The organism is Ruegeria sp. CDSB086, from assembly GCF_059611065.1.
Genome location: NZ_JBXWOV010000014.1, coordinates 42,835 through 61,955, shown reverse-complemented (window position 1 = coordinate 61,955; position 19,121 = coordinate 42,835). Strand labels below are relative to the sequence as shown.

The window sequence follows — 19,121 nt, the reverse complement described above, 5'->3', positions numbered from 1 at the left end:
GATCCAGAGCAATGGGTAGGATTAATGCAATAGTTTTCAGAACGTTTTGGGGTTCCAGATGATCAATTGGACATTTACCGCAATAGTAACGCTTCTCGCGAGTGGCGCTGTTGCGGCTGGTATGGAGCCGTGGGGTGAGTCCGGCGACTGGAAAATTTTGATCGACCCCGAGAAAGGAAATGGCTGCCTCGCGTGGAAGCCCTTCGAAGACGACATGACAGTTGAAATTGGCGTCGCACCCAATCAGGCTGGCGGTTTCTTTGCCGCCTACAATCCGGCCTGGGTTCAGATTGAGGACGGATCAACCGGCATCGTGAGCTTCGATTTTGGTGACGCAAAGTTCGAAGGCGAAGCCATAGGTGTTTTTAAAAATGGCGTCCCCGGGGGGTACGCTTTTTTCGACAACCCTGCGTTTGTAACCGAATTCGGCAAGCGCCAAAGCGTCACGATTATTGGTGAAAGTGGAGCCGAAGTAGAACTTGATCTAAGTGGGTCCTCAAAAGCCATCGAGGCCGTTTTGGCATGCCAGGCAGAACAGCCTGAACCACTCAAGAACTAGGTCGTGACAGACTATTGAAGCTGGTTCATGTCTGGCACGCACGGTTGCCTGTCTGCTGGCATCGCATCAGCGCCCTCCGGAGCCTTGTTTCTGGATCCACCCACATCCAACTTGAACTTCGGTGACGAAAGTTGGCCAGTCACATCAAACGGCCACGCGCTACGGGATAGCGGTTTGCCAACTCGACGAGGTTCTGCCCTGATCGCAATAGTATCTTTGACCCAATCCACTTGGCCCTTGGCCACCAATTGAACAGAACCCGTTTCAACCACGATGGAGTCTGCGCTTACCCGGCCGGCTTCGATGTTAATTGGTGCCACAACGCATGTTATGTCCGTGTAACCTTGACGGAGTTCCTCTGAAAACAGCCATGGGAAAATACCAAGCCCTGCCAACTCCAGAAGGCTGGTGCTGACATAGCCTTGTGACATCGATAAAGAAGCAGTGCCGCGCATGGAATTCACAAACGCTTTGCCAGACGCGGTATTGCCTGAAACGTTGAACTCACCACTCAATCGCCCATATGCATCTATCCCGATACCCAGTTCATCGAGAATCTCTCCGAATTCCCATCCTGAGGTTGACCCCGACAAGGAGAGCCAATCAGGTGAGTCAATCAGATCCATCACTGCCCGTAGGCTGAAGTTTCCACCGCCATAAGCCATCTGGAGCGGGCCAAAATCTACGGTCCCTTCTTTTGCAGACAATTGGCTGGAAACAGAAGTTACGCCTTGTTGGCCAACAATCTCCTTAAAGTCGATCTGTACCTCGACGTCAGCCTCTCTCAGTACGCGCTGCACATCCAGAAGATCGGCTGGCTTTCCTTTCTCCTTTGGTAAAACCAGGGGCTGTACGTTGGTTTCCTTCGGTAGAACCAAGGGCTGTACGTCGGTTTCAGGATCTTTTGAAGCGTCGCCTACCAAGCTTTTAAGCTGGTCCAGCGTAGCGGTCAGGTTTTTTAGATCGTTTAAATCGAGCCTTTTACTCGCAACGTTTCCGCGAATTACAGAAGCGCCCTCGGGAAATTTTGCATCCAAAGCGGCCAGAAGGTGTGACGAACCGGCTTCAAACTCGATTGAGGCAGTGAAGTCCTCGCCCTGCTTCGACGTCACTGCATTGACGGCAAGTGCACCAATCTCGACAGGTTGCAATTTAAGCGCAGTCAGAAAACTAGCTCCGTCGCTGACATCCAGTTCCACGTTAAAATCAAGGCCTGACAGCCCTTTCAATTCGCTGACCGATAGCGCGAGGTCAAGCGCCCAAATATCTGTGCCATAGGTGGTTGCATTAAACCTGTTGAGCGAAACAGGCCCTCCTTCATTGGACAAGCTGAAGTCGGCATTTATGCCACCGAGCTGATCGACAAAATCTTCATCCATATTTGGCAAAATCAATTTGGCCGGCCCGTTGAGTGTGCCTTCGAAAGTCACGTCCTGAAGCTGAAGTAGGTCGAGAATTTCGCCGTCGGCCTTTAGAATTGGGTCCTCAATGGGTCCAGCCTGTAAGGCGATGCCCAGCATCGCAAGCCGACCATCGGGCATGCGGCGAATGCGTTCGATAGAGGCTGGCCCGATCACGTCCAGGCCTTGATCAAATGCGTTAGTTTGGAACAGAAGCTTCTCGAACTCGAAAGACGCAAGTGATCCTACCATGTGCATTTCAAAGGCTGTGAACTTCAGCTCCTGGAAACTCTTTGCAGCGTTCGGCGGCTGCCCTTCAGAAAAAAGCCGCGCGTCGAATAACAGATCAACGCCCCGAGCTGTGTAGAGGTCTTCTATCGACCCTTCAGCTGTAAGTTGCTGTCCGTCCTCAAGGTTTACGGTGGTCGTAAAGGTCTCGATTTTCAGAGCATCCTGAGAAACAAGCTCTGCTTGCAACTGGCCATTCCCTTCCAGAACTCGCTCCAGCCCAATGACTTCAAGAAAGTCACCGAATTCACCAGTGTCCATCTGCAAGACAGCACGATAGCCACCTCCCTCGCTTTCCGAAAAAGGTTCGCCGTCGTAGCTTACCGTCATTTCGCCAAAATTGGCGCGCGTCGTAAACGGCGCACTATGAGGATAGTCACCCTCGATTTCGAAACTTTGGCCGTTGACGGAGCCTGTCCCCGAGACCTTTGTTCTTTGCCCTTTGTCTACCTGTTCCAGAGCGAGAGACTGGAGGTCAAACACGAACGAAAAGCCAGAGGTTTGATCATCAATGTTCAACCCAATGGATGTGAAAGCTACATTCTTGTCACTCAGGAATGAGAGGATCCCGCTACCTTCTGGGTCGCCCTCATTGGACCCGCCTGTCTCAGCTATAGCTTCTTGATTGTCCACTTCCGTGGCGTTTACGGGTTCAGGTTTTGGCGTCGGTCGGCCTTTTCGCCAACTTGTAGTGCCGTCAGCAGCTGTAAGGAAATTCGCCTGGAGACCGTCAACGACGAGGTTGTCAAAGTGCAGACGTCGATTGGCCAAAGCGGCAACATCCAATTCCAGTTCCAGAAGGTTCAATTCTGCAAGAGATGCTTCCGGCATTGTTTGGCTCGGGATAACCACACCACCGACGTAAATGTGGGTAATGCGTCCAAGCGCGACACTTACATCGTCGTTGACCACAATCGGTTGGCCGATTTGTTCAGAAAGGACTTTTTCGACCAGGTCACGTCGCATCTCCGAGAATAGCGGCGCAGCAAGTAGCAACCAAACAAATCCGATTGTTGCAAACACAAGTAGTACGACAATCCCAATTGATCTAAGAAGCCAAGTCCTCATGCATCCCCCTGTCGTCGCCTACGCCGTTTGGTCTATCTGCAATTCGGCGTTCGCCAATCTGCTGGACTAGATGGGCACATAATTCGGTTCGCGCGCGCCGCGCATTTCGTGCTCATCGGTCCAAAGCTGCCAGGATACGGGCATCCCGTTCGTAAGGGTCCTCGCGGAAATGAACGACCCCGTCTTCGACCCACGCTGTCCAATATGTCAAAAGAACCGGCATTGGCTCAGGTAGATCAACGCGCGTTGTCTTTCCGCTATCCAAAATGGACTGCATCTTCTGTCGGCTCCAATCTGGCTCTCCCTCCATCAGAAGGCTCGCGAACTCGAACGGATACTCAAGGCGAACGCAGCCGGAACTGAGATTTCTCTCGTTTCGGTCAAAAAGGGTTTTGTCGTTTGTGTCGTGCAAGTATACAGCGTATTTGTTTGGAAACATGAACTTAACCAAACCCAGCGCATTGTCTGGGCCCGGTTGCTGAACCAGGGTCACGCCGGGGTTCTTCGCCCCCCAGTTTACAGCGTTTGCGGGGATTGTCTGGCCATCCTTGTTCCGAACGACATAGTTGTTGCGTGTCAGATAGGCTGGATCCTTGCGGATGCGCGAAAGTTTGTCTTTACGAAAAATCGAGGCGGGAACGGTCCAGGTGGGATTGAATTCCATATACTTGATTTCGTCTCGGAACACTGGGGTCTTTCGATAGGCTGACCCTGTGATTGATCTAGTGGTCCAAAGCGTGCCATCCGATGTGACCAAATATGTGCGGGCTCCTGCAATGTTCACCAGCACGAATTCGTCGTCGACTTCCCGCATAAGCCAGCGGCCACGTTCCAAGCTGAGACGCAGCTTGTTAATGCGATCTTCCACCGGTTTGTTTAGCGATGCGAACGTCTTACCGCCAATGACCCCATCGGCTTCTAATCCATGCCGACTCTGAAAAGATTTGACTAATTTCAACAATTTATCGTCGTAGACCCAAGCTGTGTTTATGCCGTTTTCACCATCTTCAGAAGAACCGCTTGTTTCAACGAAGCCTTCTGCCGCCAGCCTTTCGCGCAGCTTAGCGACAGCAGGGTCCACCATCTCTGGTTTAAGAACGGTTTCATCCGGAACATTGGTCCAACCGCCCTGTAAAGCAATGGCCCTATACTTACTCAGTGCATCGACAAGCATCGTATACTGCGCATTGTCGATATCGATGCGTTCGATTAACGCGCTAAAACCTTCACCTTGAAGAAACTGATTCAGGGCAACGGCTGGGTCTTGTTGAATTACCGGTTTTGAGAAGTTCCAATCATCGTCCAGTGCATTTGGGTCGACTTTCCCAAACACCAAATGATGAACCAGTTTCACCGCAGCGTCCGTTGCCAGAATATCGAACAATGCTTGATTAGAAACATCGCCAGTTTGGGCGGCCTTAAATGCGGCTTGAAGCTCCGCTAAGTCAAAATCTTCCGGTCTGAAGCCCTGTTCTATAGCGCCATCCAACTCATCAAAGAGTTCGTCTGACAATTCATCGCGTGTCCACGCAGGAGTGAAGCCCCTCTCTTCGTAGAAACGCGGCACTAGGATTTCAGCATCCAAGCTCTTTCTGTCAGGTAGCGTGCTACTCACGTCCAACTTGGCACCGAGTAGAGAAGCAATCTGCTCTGATATCTCGTTTGCGACACTTGGGTTGGGGAATATTGTTACCAATGCAGTTAGCGAAATCGCGACTAACGACTTAACGTGACCCACCAATACCTCCTGCGGCTTCGCGCTATATGCTGTCTCTATGTGGGAGGATACTCATACATAATGTATAATCAAATCGTAATTTATGATTTTAGTGTGGCCATTTGATTGGAGGGTTCGAGTGCTGTGTGTATATGCAGGGGATTGACGCTGAACGTCCAAACGATCCTGTGGACGAGGCGGCCCTGTTGAATCTACTGTCATTGCAGTATCGACGGAGTTGGGCGGGTTATGGCGACATTTGTATTGGTCCACGGAGCGTGGCAAGGGGGATGGTGTTGGGCTCGCGTAGCCGCCCTTCTGCGCAGGGACGGCCACGACGTTTTCACCCCGACACTGACAGGGTTGGGTGAACGTGCTCACCTCGTTAGTGACGAAACCGATCTGGCCATGCATATCGAGGATGTCCTAGGGGTAATCAAGTGCGAAGAACTCTCTGACATTGTTTTGTGCGGTCATAGTTATGGCGGCATGGTTGTCACCGGAGTGGCGGATAGAGCGCCCGACCACATTCGCTCACTTGTGTACCTCGATGCGCTCGTACCGGGCGATGGGCAGGCGGCCTTGGATGTTTTGCCTGCGGATATCGCGGCAGGGCTTCGTGATAGTGCCGCCGATGGTAAAGTCGCGCCGGGCCCAGCGGAGGCTTTTTCGGTGAATGGAGCAGACTGTGCGTGGGTGGACCGCCGAAATGTCGCGCAACCACTCAAGACATTTGAGCAACCGATGCAACTGGTGAGCGGCGGAGCCGAGGTGGTAAAGCGGACCTACATCTATGCCACCGGCTGGGTCCCTGGGCTTGGCCAACCGTTTTTTGAGCGATACCAGTATCAGTCGGGGTGGACGGCGATTTCGGTGCCATTCGGGCACTACGTGATGATCGACAAGCCTGACGACTTGGCCCGAATGCTAATGTCCGCGATTTGAATTTGGCCGCCGGATCCTGCACGAGCGCGCGGACAGCGAAATCGCCCGCATAGGAATAGTTATTGCTTCTATCCCGATTGTCCTACTTCAATCAGCGCTTCGGGCGAGATGCGCCGTAGCTCTGCAAGTGAATCCGCGTCTCGACTGATCAGCTGGCATTGATCTCAAACCGAAGCTTCAGCTTCAATGGCAGGCAACCGATCTCGGCGCCGTCACTTTCGGATGCTCGATAATGAGTATGCGGTACTAGCTAGGAAAATAAGATCGGCTCAGACAAGGCGCTCGACGTTATCTTGGCCAACAAGTCTCTCACAATTGCCTTAGAACTGTTTCCCACTGACTAGGGTTGAATTTTTTCGACCAGAGTGCACTCTTGATTGTGGATGAGCGTCTAAAGTCGATTGAGCTGAGAGAGGACTACTATAAATTGAACGAATTCTACGCACCGCGCAAACTTATGGGCAAAAAATGCAAACTTATGCGCAAATCTCGCGCAAGGTTATGGGCGTAGAATCCGTAATTTTCTGAATGTAATCAGTGTTGGGCGCGCAGCGATATGCGCGCGCCTACAGATATTGTGGAAGTTCGATATCGGGTTCATCTGCCTTGGAATCGTTATGATCTAAGGTGGTAAAATCTGGTTTGTAGATCGAATGGTCTGGGTCTGGCGCGACTTCCAAAAAAGTGGCGGGTCGTTGAGTGATCTTGAAACTGAGCGCTGAGGAATTGCCCTCTTGGAACAGTTCGCGGCTGCCTGTTCCCGTTTGGGTCAGATCGCACCCATTTTCCGGCGTAGATACTGCGCGAACTCCGCCACTCGGCGAGGTTGGGCTCGGCCGGGTGGAAACATCATTTGTAGCGGCTTGGGTGGTGGGAGGAATTCGCCTAACAGGGCCACAAGCTTTCCGGCTCTGACATCATCGCCAACATCCAGTTCCGATTTCAACACAATGCCATGGCCTGCCAGAGCCCAACTGCGGATAAGCGAGCCATCATTTACAATTCGGTTTCCCTTGACTGGGACAAGCTGGCGCTCTCGGCCTGCGACAAACTCCCAAACGTTGTCGAGCGAACCACCGAAACGCATAACCAGGCAGTTATGATTTGCGAGGTCTTCGGGCAGTTCTGGTGCTCCATATGTCGCCAGATAGCTGGGTGCTGCGCAGACGAAACGCTGGTAGCTTCCAAGGTTGCGTATTCGGAGTGAGCTGTCGGTGATGTCCCCAAACCGAACAGCCAAGTCAAAACCCTGACCCACGAGATCGACATAGCCATCGGATAGCGACAGTTCTATTGACACAGCCGGGTTCTCTTCGGTGAATTCAGAGATCACGTCAGAGACAACACCACGACCTAAATCAATAGGCGCACTGACGCGGATCAGGCCAGAAAGGGTTTCGGCGCCGAGGCGAATGCGGGTGTCGAGGTCGGTGACTTCACTGAGAACGCTCTTGGCGCCATCGATCAGGACCCGACCCTCTTCGGTCAAACTGATTGAGCGTGTCGTTCGGTTGAACAATACCACACCGTAGTGTGATTCCAGCGCAGCGAGCCGTTCGGAGACAGTTGTGCTCGATAAACCTGTCTCTCGGGCCGCCGCGACAAGGCTGCCTTTCTCGGCGATGGTCAGGAAGAGGCGGAGGTTGTCGAGCAGCATTAGTCGATATTTCCGGATTATATTTCCGATGAATGACTGTTTATCCCGTTTTGACGGCGGCGTAAATCTACGACACCAACGTAACAGCAAAGGAACGACCTGATGGCCAAGCTGACCATTGTCGCCAACATCAAAGCCAACCCCGGCAAGATCGACCTTGTCAAAGCAGAGCTCACCAAGCTCATCGACATAACGCGTGCCGAAGAGGGTTGCATTAACTATGACCTGCACCAGGACAACGACAACCCGGCACATTTTGTGTTCTACGAAAATTGGGAAAGCCGAGAGCTTTGGCAAAGCCACATGGGTGCTCAGCACCTTGCGGCTTACCTGGAGGCGACAGAGGGCGCCGTTGCAGAGTTCACGTTGAATGAGATGACAGTCATCGGTTGATACAGAACCGGACAAAGGAGCACGTTATGAAAGCCGTGGGATACCGTGAGGCAGGGTCGATTGATCGGGCGGATGCCTTAATCGACTTCGATACCGACAGACCGACGCCGAAGGGGCACGACTTGTTGGTCAAGGTGCAGGCCGTGTCAGTGAACCCAGTCGATACGAAAATTCGTCAAAAACGAGCTCCTGCAGGTGCAGCACCGGATATTCTGGGGTGGGACGCAGTAGGGATCGTCGAAGCAGTTGGCGAAACGGTTGAGACTTTCAGTCCGGGAGATACAGTTTGGTATGCCGGGGCGATAAACAGATTGGGAACCAATGCTGAGTTTCATCTGGTTGATGAACGTATTGTCGGAGCCGCGCCAAAATCCATACCTGCAAAAGCAGCTGCGGCGATGCCGCTAACGACGCTTACTGCCTTTGAGATGCTGTTCGACCGCTTGCGAGTCCAAGATGCCGTTCCCGGCGGGACAAAAACGTTGCTGGTTATAGGTGGCGCAGGCGGTGTCGGATCAATCACCATTCAATTGGCACGGGCTCTCACTGAATTGACAGTGATAGCGACAGCGTCCCGACCCGAGACACAAGACTGGGTTCGAGAGCTGGGCGCACACCATGTCATCAACCATGCGGAACCTTTTGGCGCACAACTCGGGGCTCTCGGTATCGAAAGCGTGGATTTCATCTATTCAACGAACCATTCCCAGCTTTATGCGTCTCAAGCCGGAGAGGTGATGACACCTCAAGGTCGCTTTGGGTTGATCGATGATCCTGAGACCTTTGACATCGCGCCATTCAAACCCAAATCGATCTCATTGCATTGGGAGTTCATGTACACTCGGTCGCTTTTTGGGACTGGAGATATGAACCGTCAAAGCGAAATCCTGAATCAGGTCGCCGGGTTGATAGACGATGGAAAGATCAGATCCACAGCAACCGATACACTTGGTACAATCAATGCTGCAAACTTAATGAAAGCGCATGCTATCCTCGAAAGTGGCAAGGCCAAAGGAAAGCTCGTGCTTGAGGGTTTTTAGATGAGAATTGAGCGGCTAGATCATGTGAACATCGTAACAACTAAGTTGTCTGAAATGGCTACTTGGTATGAAGAGGTCTTGGGTTTGAAACCTGGGGCCCGCCCTGATTTTCCGTTTCCCGGGGCTTGGTTGTATGCGGGTGATCACGCCGTGGTTCACCTTGTGGGTCACGAAGGCACGCCAAACGTTGGCTCCGAAGTGAAGTTAAAGCTCGAGCATTTTGCGCTCTCAGCCACTGGTTTGAGCGCATTCGAAGAAAAACTGACCTCATGTCAGATCCAGTACCGAAAAACTGACGTCCCGGGGGCTCGAATGGTCCAAATTCACGTGGCGGATCCTGATGGGAATCATATTCATATTGACTTCGAAGAATCCGAGTAAGCGGCTAACCCGTGAAATAGATGGAACGCAAAATCAAGCTCGTAACTTCTTGTCGATTAGGGATTGAGATCCTTGTCGGGGTTGCTTCCTAGAACTACGCAGGTCAACATTTTCGGGAGGTGCAAACGTCGACTTGGAGATTAGCATGCCGGACCTCGAAACAAACAAGAAAAACGTCATCGCTTTCTACGAAATGATGTTCAACGAGTGTCGACCTGCCGAGGCCATAGCGACCTTTGTTGGTGAAACCTATACGCAGCACAACCCGCATGTTGGCGACGGCAAGCAAGCCTTTGTCGAGTATTTTGAGCGCATGGCTGCCGAATACCCGGGAAAGCGCGTGGACATCGAACGCGCGTTTGCTGAAGACGACCACGTTATTCTGCATTGCCACCAAATCTGGCCCGATGGTCTCGAGTACACAGGGATTGATATATTTCGCCTGGATGCTGAAGGTAAGGTTGTCGAGCACTGGGATGTTCTTCAGGAAATTCCAGCAAACAGCGAGAATGACAATGGCATGTTTTAACTTAACCGTTCTGACTATGGTGCATGGAACTTTGAAGACTCCTGTCGGCTGAACCACGATAGTCAAAGGGCGTAAGTCTGATCCAAGAATCCCGCCGAAGCGTATCTATCAAGAACCTTTTAGAAAGGAGATAAATATGCTCTCGAAGAGTATTCTTGCCGCGACCCTTGGATTGTTTGCAGCTACTTCGCCTCAAGCTGGTGTACAAATTCGGTTCATAGAGGGCGCACCCAAGGACCGTTTTGTTCTGACAAATGTCGGAGCGTGCGAAGTAAATGCCTCGACTCTCAAAATCGACTTGTCGCAATCTGCCGGACGATTGATCTTCGACGTTACCGAAAAAGGTGCGGGCGTAGAGGTCTTTCAACCTCTCGAATTCGTTGAGGGTGTGGATGCTCTGCGGCAATTTCCAGTGGTCGTGGATGGGCAAGATTCAATTGAACTTGAGATAGCCTCCCTCGCGGCTGGGGACAAACTCGCCTTTACCATCGATGTAGATGACACCATCGGGCAACGCGAAATCACCGTAACAGGGTCGGAGATCGAAGGCGCTACGGTGTCTTATACTGATGAGGGAGAGACCATTACTACGACCTTCTCTTCCGAAGCGTTTGTCAACGTCACGACCAAGGATTGCTGAAAGCAGTAGCGCAATGTCGAATTTGTTGATCCGCATAGCATTTCTTGCGCTCATGTTGGGAGGCGGCATCCTGATCGGGACACTGACTGCACCTGGCGAATGGTATGCTCAGCTTTCTAAACCTGCTTTCAATCCACCAAATTGGATATTTGGCCCGGTCTGGACGGTGCTTTATGTGTTGATCGCCATGGCGGGTTGGCGTCAGTTCGAAACAGACCGAAGCTCGGCTGCGATGAAGCTGTGGTGGGCACAGATGGGTCTGAACTTTTTGTGGTCCCCAACCTTTTTCGTACTGCAACAGCCTTGGTTTGCGTTTGTGGTCATTGTCGGGTTGCTAATTGTCGTCGTCGTGTTCATCGCTCGAGTCAGGGACTCGGATAGGGTCTCCGCACTAGCCTTCCTGCCGTACTTTGCATGGGTCGCATTTGCCGCGGCACTGAACCTTTCCATTGCAATACAGAACTGAGAAGGAACAATATGCGTGCCAAATTTGCTGGGTTTGTTTCAGGTCTTGTTATCATCGGATCTACAATGGCACAGGCTGATGGAAATCTTACTGAGGACTTCTCCGAGTCTCCGAAGACGCGTTGGGACTACGTTGCGGACACTGTCATGGGAGGGGTCTCATCAGGGCAGGTGCAGTTTCGTTCGGATGGTGATGTTGCATTCGCGAGGCTGACCGGATCCGTCAGTACAGAAAACAACGGTGGATTCATCCAATTCAGACGCAAGTTGCCTGATCGGCCAGATGCGAGTGTATCGGGCGTCAGGCTGTTGGTACGGGGGAATGGCGAGCAATACTTCGTCCACCTCAGGACACGCGGCACGGTGCTTCCGTGGCAATACTATCAGGCCGAGTTCGCAACTTCTGACAAATGGACCGAAGTCTCTTTACCTCTGTCAGGCTTTAAGGCTTCAGGTGCCATGTTGCGCGCTATTCCCGTTGCTAACGAAATCACCTCTGTTGGAGTTGTAGCCTACGGGCGCGATCACGAGGCCAGCGTAGATGTCAGCGAGATTGGATTCTACTGAAGGTCTCTCAAACGAGGGCTGTGTTCTTCAAATAGGTCCGCAACGACGGTATTTCTTCTTCTGTCAGTTCCTGAATGCGGATGTGCTGTTTCTTCTTTTTAGATGCTGAACCTGTCTTTTCTGAGCGAACATTCAGAGTGTGCTGCTTTCTGAAGAGACAACTCGACTGGCAGTCCCAAGTTAAAAATACTTAATCAAAGCAAAGTACTTTTAGCAAAAAACAACTCCCACATGACGCTTATCTAAAGGAGTGAGTATCATGAAGAGGATTGCAGCATTGGGCCTTGTTGCCCTGACCCTATCATTTGTTGGCACTGGTGCGTTTGCGGAGTGCTACTTTGGGAACGATGAGGTAACCGGGGCGGAAACGATCATCTGTGAGACAGAGAGTGGCTTTTCCAGCTGGGGCACAATGATCGCTGAAGCTTGAGCGCTTCGGGGCACAACACCAGGCTTTCTGTGAGTTAGGGTAAATCAGATCGAACTCTGCAATTGGTAGCACCAAAGCCGAGAAACACGCAGCGCCGAGAGTAGTGACTCAACAGACTCTTCGGTAGTTGTTGCACGACGCGGAACCTCGGGTTTCGCTGCGATTCAAAAAGCTGCTCCAGTTCTTCACCTTGGTTTGCGTCGCCGGAAATTTCAAACTCACGCAACATTGCGCAAATTCTTGGCGTTCTCCGGCTCTCTGGCCAGGCAATGTGATGGCCTCTTTTGTCAGGAGTTCTATTGTTCTTTGTATTGACCCGTCACGTCACTGCCCCACCTTTCTAACTCAGTTTTGGGAGCATCCTGAGTGTTTGTGAGGCCCACCGCCTTATTGATTTTTGCTGTGTCTACCCCGGGCATGGCACTGCAGCTTCGCGAAACAGGGCGTTATGAGCTCAATCAACCCGCAAGTCTTCCCCCGGGGTCGAGATTGCATAATGTTCTAAGAATTTGGCTTCACATTCTGGCTAACACCAGTTTTTGCCTAGTCCCGTTCGCTGTCCAAAGCTTCGCGTATGAGCGTCAGATTCGGCAGAGAATTGTGAAATGGACTTGCCCCGAGTTCGGACAAAATTGGCACCAGAGATTCCGACATCTGCTCCATACAAGTTTCCAGGAACTCTGCGCCTTGCGGCGTTGACCGGGCAATTTTCGAACGCTTGTCCTTTGGGTTTGTCTCAAGAGTGATCAAGTTATGATTTTCAAGGCTGGCGAGCATATGCGTCATCGAAGTCTTGGGCACCTGAAACGCGTTTGAGAGTTGCAGTGGGGTTTCACCTTCGGGCCGCCGTACCAGATGGCCCAAAATTCCAAATTGAGTCGCCGTCATTCGACCAGGTAAGAACGCTTCAAGCTTGGTCGAGATCAACTGATTGATGATCCCGACCTCGGTGAAGAACCGGTAGACTTCGTTGGTCTCATCTTCAGGCTTCATTCAGAATTCGTGTCTCCAGCGGCCAGCGCGGTGTGGCGATTGGCTCGGGTCCATGCCCCAAACGCAGCAACATTTGCACTGTGTGGCCCGGTGACGCAAGAAGCTCATGAGCCAGCGCGTATTCGTTAGCCATCTCAGGATATTCCTGAAGGGCCTGACTGACCGGATGAACGCCCAGGCCCATTTCGGTTGTCTTCAAGTAAAAACGCATCAATTGACGTCCGGCATCGAGTTGATCGCTTCGCGTATTTGTGGCTGTCGTAAGGACTGCGTATTGCGGCGTCGCGTCTAGCATGGCGAAGTAGTCTCGCATGTGTGACTGAGTGCCTGGGTGGTCAACGTTCATCAGGGTCTCATTGTCCAATAGGCCGGTAAGTCGCAGCGTTTCCAGCATGGGATCGCGCAATTCAATCCCGTCCGGGTTGGCGTTGATTTCTGCTTTCCCGATCCGCATCAGGTCGACGGATTCTTTCAGGGTCTGCGGCGTTCGCATTTCGATTTCAAAAGCGCGTTTCGTAAGATCTTGAATACGGGTCACCAAATCTTCGTCGGTAATCAAAGTTGCATATTCGCCAAGCCTAGCCACTTGATCGGCAGAGAGGCGCTGTTCAGTGTATGGTTCTTTGTTCGAATGCCGTTTGAGGATTTGATCTGATAGTGGATCGGATGCCCCGCCCGGCACAAACACTGCTTCTGCGACGGGTCCGTCATCCCCATCAGGCAGTAACTTGACCTCGGTATCAAACCCCTGTGCACCTGCCGCCAGGACCATAGTCTCAACAAATGCACCGAGGCCAATATAGAGCTGGCGGTGGTAAGGATCGGTTTCCGGAAGCTCGCGATCAGGATCACGGTGGATGCGCACCTTGTCTTGTCCAGCCAACTCAACCAGCCAAGGTTGCAAGTTGTGCGGATTGGGGGCGAGAATTGCGTAGGATAAAGCGGCTTTACGTGGGTCGTCATACGGTTTTGGCGTCCACGGAGCCAGCGCGTCATGCGGCGTGCGTGTAGCGAGGAACGCAACCGCGCCCGTTGCCGCCAGTATTGTGCCTCCGCCTAGAATCTTGAGAAAACGTCTTCGGTTTGGCATGCTGACTCTCCAGTAGTGCGATATCGGACTAATTTAATACGAATTCGTACTACATCAACCCCAATCGATGCAGTGATTGGCTGAGTGATTTATAAAAAGAAAATCAGAACAGCCGGGCTCAACTGCGGACTGCCTTGGCAGACAATTATTCGGAGCGCTTTTAGTGCCGAAAATAAGCAGTTATTTTAGCCGATTAAGGATTGGAAACGAGAAGATCAGAGGCTGTTGAGCCGATGCTTTTCAAGTATCCCGCAAAGCATGGCCTGAGCTTGCAGCCTGTGTTCTCGATGACGTTCGCGGGCGGCATCTGGACGACCTTCACTAATCGCTTGGAAAACGACTCGGTGATCTTCATTGGATTTGACGGGCAGGGGCCTGATGAACAACGTCGTTGCGCGCGCGCGACGTACCTGGTCGCTCATCATGGCGACAATCGCTTCGACTCGTTTGTTGCCGCCCAACCGAACGAGCTCCTGATGAAACAACTCGTCGGCCTCGGCCCAGGCTTCAAGGTCTTCGGCTTCGATGGCTTGGTCCATCTTTGCAATTGATCCGGCAAGTACTGCCAGTTCATCTTCTGAATAGCCCGCTTCGGCAGCGCGCTGTGCTGCGAGACTCTCGAGTTCCGTCAGTATGTCGTAAATTTCACGCATATCATCTGATGAAACAGGCAGTATCCGAACGCCCTTTCGGGGCCGCATTTCCAGCAAGCCCTTACTTTCCAACATCAGCGCAGCTTCCCGTATCGGGGTGCGGGACATGCCAAGGGTCTCGGCGAGTTCCGACTCCAGATGGTCAGTTCCGGCTGCAAGTTCGCCGGACAGGATCATCTTTCGCAAATCCCTGACAGCGCGTTGCGTATTGGAAAGAGTTTTTGCGTCCTGATCCTTCACGGCGTCTCCAGGTTGATCTTTCGTCCCTCCGCGGCCGAGAGATAGATGTTCTCTTCGATGCGGATCACGTCCAAATAGTCGCGAGCCGTGTTTTCCAACGGCGTGCCCCGTAGAAGGCCTGAAACGACGTGACTTTGCAAGGCGTGGACACAGTCTCCTCCAAATCCATCGTGATCGCTTGGAGGTAGAATCTGCTGTCGCTCCTGTTTTCCAAAAGCGCGGAGCTCGACTGAACCGTCGCCGTTAAGAACCAGTGATCCTTCCGTTCCTTCGATGAGCGCTTCGCCCATGGTCTGACGCAGGTTTTCGGCGCTGTGGTCAAGGCATCTGTTGCCATCGAACAGAGCTCTTAAACCGTTGGCGTGGTCAAACAGGATGTAACCTGCGTCCTCGCCTGCGATAACTGGGTTAACTTGGCGCAAGTCCGCATAAACTGCGCTGGGCGCATCGAATAGAAACCGGAACGTGTCTACCCAGTGAACCGCTGTTTCATGAACCAGGAAACGTTGCATGTCCTGAAAGTACGGCTGCCGGTCAAGGTAGGCTCGTGGTCCCTGTCCGTCGCCGGGCCGAAGCCGGAAAGTAGCTTGGAGAGGTGTACCAATTCGACCCTCGGTCATCGCCTCTTTGATTGCGCGATACCAAGGCTGGAAGCGGAAGTTCTCGTGTACAACAATAGTTGCACCAACGGCTTCAGCCTCTGAAACAATCTTCTCAGCTTCATCCAGAGACAAGCAAAATGGCTTTTGGCAGATCAGCCACTTGATACCAAACCGCAGTGCCAAGCGGATTGCCTCGGCCTGCGCCACAGGCGGAAGGATGATGTCCACGAGATCTGGTTTTTCCGTCTCCAGCATTTTTGACAGATCATCGTAAGCGGCCAGTCCTGTTTCTTTCGCCTTGTTGATATCACGGTTGCAGGATGCAATCGGAACCGCTCCGGGCATTCGAGACCAGCTTTCGTAGTGGAATTTGCTGAAGTATCCCGCTCCAACACACGCAACCCTGATGGCTTGTTGAGTATTCATGCCTGCAATGCTTCAGATACCGACGCGGCTGCATCCTGCGTTCCGGCGGTACCACCTAGGTCACGGGTCAAGTTCTGTCCGTTCGCCGTCACCTTTTCCACGGCTTCACGCAATCGTTCGCCGTCGCTGGACAGGTCTGGATGATCATGGGTGAACCCCAACCATTCAAGCATCATTGCTGCGGACAGGATCATCGCAAACGGGTTGGCAATACCCTGTCCAGCAATGTCCGGAGCGGAGCCGTGGCAGGGTTGGAATACAGCGTGGTTCAACCCGATATCCGCTGACGGAGCCAGTCCAAGACCACCCATGAGACCCGCACCAAGGTCTGAGAGGATGTCTCCGAACATGTTCTCAGTCACCAAGACATCAAATTCCCAAGGCTTCTGGACCATCCACAGAGCGGTAGCATCAACATAGGCATGGTCTGCTTGTAATTCGGGATGGTGGGCGGCTTCTGCATCAAACATCGATCTGAAGAACGCAAAGGCGCGGAATACATTGGCTTTGTCGACACATGTAACTCGACCCTGACCGCGCCCGGTTCTTTTGCGGTTCTGGGCGAGTTCAAACGCGAACCGGAACAGTTTTTCGGACACCTCACGAGTGATCAGCAGAGTTTCACGTGCTTCGTCATCGGTAACTTCGCCAGCGCCTTGGGTGAAGAACAGCCCTTCTGTGCTTTCGCGTATCAAGACAAAGTCGATCTCTTTTCCACTGGGGAGCGACAAAGGGGTCATTTGTCCGCTGCTTACCTTTACTGGCCGCACACCAGCAAAAAGTCCCAGTTGCTTTCGCAGATCAATCTGCGGTGAAATCTCGGTTCCGTCAGGATATCGAACATCCGGCAAGCCCATTGCAGACAGCAGAATTGCGTCAGCATTGCGTGCAGTTTCGAGTGATCCAGCCGGAAACGATTCTCCTGTTTTGGCGTAGTGGCCTGCGCCTGCCGGCGCGTCTGTAAACGCCAGCTCGTAGCTGGGACTATTGCCCGAGAGCTGGCGCAGGATTTCAAGCGTAGGGGCCATAATTTCCGGGCCGATCCCGTCCCCGTGGAACACCGCAACATCGTACATTTTTTTCATCTTGGCCCGTTTCCTTCCCGTTTCGCATTCATAGCGCGATAGCAGCTTCCACTACAGTACGTTGACAATGCATTCTTTAATGTATACGCAAATAAATGCAATAATAAACGCAAAGATGTTTGGGAGGACTTGGAAATGAAACTAAAGCTAGGGCGGTTGGCGGCCGCAGCCGTGATGGCGACCGGGATTACAGGGGCAGCTGCTGCGCAGGATTATCCCTATCGTGATATCACCACAGCTGTGGTCTGGGGGGCCGGAGGAGGTACGGATACGATCAACCGGATGATCATGGCCGAGATGGAAAAACACCTTCCGGTCTCGATCAATGTGATCAATCAAACAGGTGGTGTCGCAGGCTCCAATGGTATGGTTTACGTCATGAACCAACCAGACGATGGCTATACATTGGTTGGTTTGTCAGAGTCTAATGTCACCGCTGCTGTGCAGGGTGGTTGGGATAAGAAATTTGATTTTTGGTATCCGTTCATTGTTGGCGGATCACCTGATCTGATCTCGGTCCCGGCGGACAGCCCTTACAATACGCTGGAAGAACTGGTCGACGCTGCGAAAGCCGCTCCTGGCACTATTCCCGCGGCGGCTTCCGGCGCAGGTTCAATCCACCACTTGAACCTTCTGGCCATCGAAAAAGGGTCGGGTGCAGAATTCAAGTTTGTTCCCTACAAAGGCTCGGCGCCAGGTCAGGAAGCAGCGATAGCGGGTGAAGTTGCGTTGGTTGTGACCTCACTGGCTGAACAAGCTCCGCTGATCGAAGGCGGTCAGTTGAAGCCGCTCGCGATGCTGACGCCCGAAGATGCGCAGATTGCAGGGGCAACAGTGCCTTTTGCCTTTGGCATCTATGACGGTCTTGATCAGTATTTGCCGCTCAAACAGGCCATCGGGTTTGCAGTTCACAGTTCAGCCGGGGACGATGTAAAGGCCGCGCTTGGTGATGCCTTCGAGCAAGCTATTGCCTCCGACACCGTCGCCGAATGGGCCTCTGCAAACAACTATGATGTCGGTGGTCAACACGGTGAAGAAGCTCAAGAACTGTTTGCGAACCTCGAGGCTACTTTTGCCTACACCTTGCAGGACCTTGGCGCTGCCACAGTGGATCCGGCCTCGCTGGGTATCGAGCAGCCCTAATCCGATCAATTTTGAAGGGGCGCGCTTGATCGCGCCCTTTCCCTCAGGAGGCAGGCAATGGACAAACCTGACGAAACACTGGTCATGCGGTCGCGCGACTTTTGGGCAGCAATTGTTCTTATAACAGTGTCCGTCTTTTTTCTTTGGAAGACATCGGACATTCCACTTTGGGGCGAAAACCGCGCAGGTGTAAGTGGATCGGATTGGTACAACTCGGCTGCAATTGTACCGCTGTTCATCTTCGGTGGATTGCTTAGCTTGTCCTTCGTTTTGCTGGCTATTTCAATCCGCTCAGGTGGGGCCCTAAACGCGCTCAGTGCTTTGGGCATCGGATGGGATAAGTCGGAAGCCTATCGAGCTTCTACAATTGGCCTGATCCTTCTTGCATATGTCGTCGGACTGGTTCCCAGAGTGGACTTCATTCTGTGTTCTGGGTTGCTGATTACAGCTCTGACTTACGGCTACTACGGGGGTCATGCGCGGCGTGCTTTGGTGGCCTGTAGCGCGGTTGTCTCTGCCGGGCTATTTGCGTTTGCTGTGTTTCCCGCGCAGGCGGACTGGAACGCACACAGTGATGATTGGTTTACACTGGCCTTATGGGTCTCGCTCACACTTGTGGTGTTGAGCAAGGCGGTTTCCGAACGCGTTTTGCGATTCGTTCCGTTGGTGGCAATACTTGCCCCGTTCATTCTGGTTTGCGCGATGGCCTTTGTTTTCCGACAGAACGTGCCCGCGCGCGGCGGGCTGATCTTCGAGCAAATCGAATACCACTACTACGTGACGCTTCGTCCGCTATGGAAAGATTGACCG

At 52.5% G+C, this 19,121-nt stretch carries 20 protein-coding genes; 12 read left to right on the top strand and 8 right to left on the bottom strand.

Features of this window, described 5'->3' with window-relative positions:
- Window positions 1-58: 58 nt before the first annotated feature.
- Window positions 59-559 (top strand): hypothetical protein, encoded by a 501-nt coding sequence (locus tag AC2FIO_RS21530; RefSeq protein WP_496699909.1) that lies wholly within the window; start codon window positions 59-61, stop codon window positions 557-559.
- An 11-nt stretch (window positions 560-570) separates the two neighbouring features.
- Here the strand turns inward: AC2FIO_RS21530 and AC2FIO_RS21525 are convergent, their stop codons facing one another.
- Window positions 571-3,213, bottom strand: coding sequence for an AsmA family protein (locus AC2FIO_RS21525; RefSeq protein WP_496699908.1), 2,643 nt, complete (start codon window positions 3,211-3,213; stop codon window positions 571-573).
- 214 nt (window positions 3,214-3,427) lie between these two features.
- The gene (locus AC2FIO_RS21520) at window positions 3,428-5,053 is read right to left on the bottom strand and encodes a L,D-transpeptidase family protein (RefSeq protein ID WP_496699907.1); all 1,626 of its coding nucleotides are present in this window, start codon (window positions 5,051-5,053) and stop codon (window positions 3,428-3,430) included.
- A 228-nt stretch (window positions 5,054-5,281) separates the two neighbouring features.
- Here AC2FIO_RS21520 and AC2FIO_RS21515 point away from each other — a divergent pair, with 228 nt between their 5' ends.
- Window positions 5,282-5,977: an alpha/beta fold hydrolase gene (locus tag AC2FIO_RS21515; protein ID WP_496699906.1), complete on the top strand. Its 696-nt coding sequence runs from the start codon at window positions 5,282-5,284 to the stop codon at window positions 5,975-5,977.
- 769 nt (window positions 5,978-6,746) lie between these two features.
- Here the strand turns inward: AC2FIO_RS21515 and AC2FIO_RS21510 are convergent.
- Complete coding sequence (locus AC2FIO_RS21510; RefSeq protein ID WP_282121335.1) at window positions 6,747-7,634, bottom strand: LysR family transcriptional regulator; 888 nt, start codon at window positions 7,632-7,634, stop codon at window positions 6,747-6,749.
- Between the two features lie 102 nt (window positions 7,635-7,736).
- Between AC2FIO_RS21510 and AC2FIO_RS21505 the strand changes: the two genes are divergently transcribed.
- The 8 genes from AC2FIO_RS21505 to AC2FIO_RS21470 all read left to right on the top strand — a co-directional run bounded on the left by AC2FIO_RS21505 (window position 7,737) and on the right by AC2FIO_RS21470 (window position 12,079).
- The gene (locus AC2FIO_RS21505) at window positions 7,737-8,027 is read left to right on the top strand and encodes a putative quinol monooxygenase (protein ID WP_282121334.1); all 291 of its coding nucleotides are present in this window, start codon (window positions 7,737-7,739) and stop codon (window positions 8,025-8,027) included.
- 26 nt (window positions 8,028-8,053) lie between these two features.
- Window positions 8,054-9,067 (top strand): zinc-binding alcohol dehydrogenase family protein, encoded by a 1,014-nt coding sequence (locus tag AC2FIO_RS21500; protein WP_109310826.1) that lies wholly within the window; start codon window positions 8,054-8,056, stop codon window positions 9,065-9,067.
- A gap of 24 nt (window positions 9,068-9,091) precedes the next feature.
- On the top strand, window positions 9,092-9,448 hold the full coding sequence (locus tag AC2FIO_RS21495) for a VOC family protein (protein WP_496699905.1): 357 nt from the start codon (window positions 9,092-9,094) through the stop codon (window positions 9,446-9,448).
- A gap of 145 nt (window positions 9,449-9,593) precedes the next feature.
- A complete protein-coding gene (locus tag AC2FIO_RS21490) occupies window positions 9,594-9,977 on the top strand; it encodes a nuclear transport factor 2 family protein (protein ID WP_496699904.1) in 384 nt (127 codons plus the stop codon).
- Window positions 9,978-10,113: 136 nt separating this feature from the next.
- Complete coding sequence (locus AC2FIO_RS21485) at window positions 10,114-10,617, top strand: aggregation factor core (RefSeq protein WP_496699903.1); 504 nt, start codon at window positions 10,114-10,116, stop codon at window positions 10,615-10,617.
- A 13-nt stretch (window positions 10,618-10,630) separates the two neighbouring features.
- On the top strand, window positions 10,631-11,083 hold the full coding sequence (locus tag AC2FIO_RS21480; protein WP_496699902.1) for a TspO/MBR family protein: 453 nt from the start codon (window positions 10,631-10,633) through the stop codon (window positions 11,081-11,083).
- 11 nt (window positions 11,084-11,094) lie between these two features.
- Window positions 11,095-11,649, top strand: coding sequence for a CIA30 family protein (locus AC2FIO_RS21475; protein WP_496699901.1), 555 nt, complete (start codon window positions 11,095-11,097; stop codon window positions 11,647-11,649).
- Window positions 11,650-11,908: 259 nt separating this feature from the next.
- A complete protein-coding gene (locus AC2FIO_RS21470; protein ID WP_282121329.1) occupies window positions 11,909-12,079 on the top strand; it encodes a hypothetical protein in 171 nt (56 codons plus the stop codon).
- Between the two features lie 543 nt (window positions 12,080-12,622).
- On the opposite strand, the gene AC2FIO_RS21465 is transcribed toward AC2FIO_RS21470, so the two are convergent.
- The 5 genes from AC2FIO_RS21465 to AC2FIO_RS21445 all read right to left on the bottom strand — a co-directional run bounded on the left by AC2FIO_RS21465 (window position 12,623) and on the right by AC2FIO_RS21445 (window position 17,168).
- The gene (locus AC2FIO_RS21465; protein ID WP_496699900.1) at window positions 12,623-13,072 is read right to left on the bottom strand and encodes a MarR family winged helix-turn-helix transcriptional regulator; all 450 of its coding nucleotides are present in this window, start codon (window positions 13,070-13,072) and stop codon (window positions 12,623-12,625) included.
- Window positions 13,062-14,162, bottom strand: a complete 1,101-nt coding sequence (locus AC2FIO_RS21460; protein WP_496699899.1) for an Acg family FMN-binding oxidoreductase — start codon at window positions 14,160-14,162, stop codon at window positions 13,062-13,064. Before AC2FIO_RS21460 ends, AC2FIO_RS21465 begins: the two co-directional genes overlap by 11 nt.
- Before the next feature lie 215 nt (window positions 14,163-14,377).
- A complete protein-coding gene (locus AC2FIO_RS21455) occupies window positions 14,378-15,055 on the bottom strand; it encodes a GntR family transcriptional regulator (RefSeq protein WP_282121326.1) in 678 nt (225 codons plus the stop codon).
- Window positions 15,052-16,083 (bottom strand): Gfo/Idh/MocA family protein, encoded by a 1,032-nt coding sequence (locus AC2FIO_RS21450; RefSeq protein ID WP_496699898.1) that lies wholly within the window; start codon window positions 16,081-16,083, stop codon window positions 15,052-15,054. The genes AC2FIO_RS21455 and AC2FIO_RS21450 overlap by 4 nt, the downstream gene beginning before the upstream one ends.
- A complete protein-coding gene (locus AC2FIO_RS21445) occupies window positions 16,080-17,168 on the bottom strand; it encodes an isocitrate/isopropylmalate dehydrogenase family protein (protein ID WP_496699897.1) in 1,089 nt (362 codons plus the stop codon). The genes AC2FIO_RS21450 and AC2FIO_RS21445 overlap by 4 nt, the downstream gene beginning before the upstream one ends.
- Window positions 17,169-17,303: 135 nt before the next feature.
- On the opposite strand from AC2FIO_RS21445, the gene AC2FIO_RS21440 reads away from it, so the two are divergent.
- Entirely contained in the window at window positions 17,304-18,311 is a 1,008-nt protein-coding gene (locus AC2FIO_RS21440) for a Bug family tripartite tricarboxylate transporter substrate binding protein (protein ID WP_496699896.1), read from the top strand.
- A 57-nt stretch (window positions 18,312-18,368) separates the two neighbouring features.
- Window positions 18,369-19,118: a hypothetical protein gene (locus tag AC2FIO_RS21435; RefSeq protein WP_496699895.1), complete on the top strand. Its 750-nt coding sequence runs from the start codon at window positions 18,369-18,371 to the stop codon at window positions 19,116-19,118.
- Window positions 19,119-19,121: the final 3 nt, after the last annotated feature.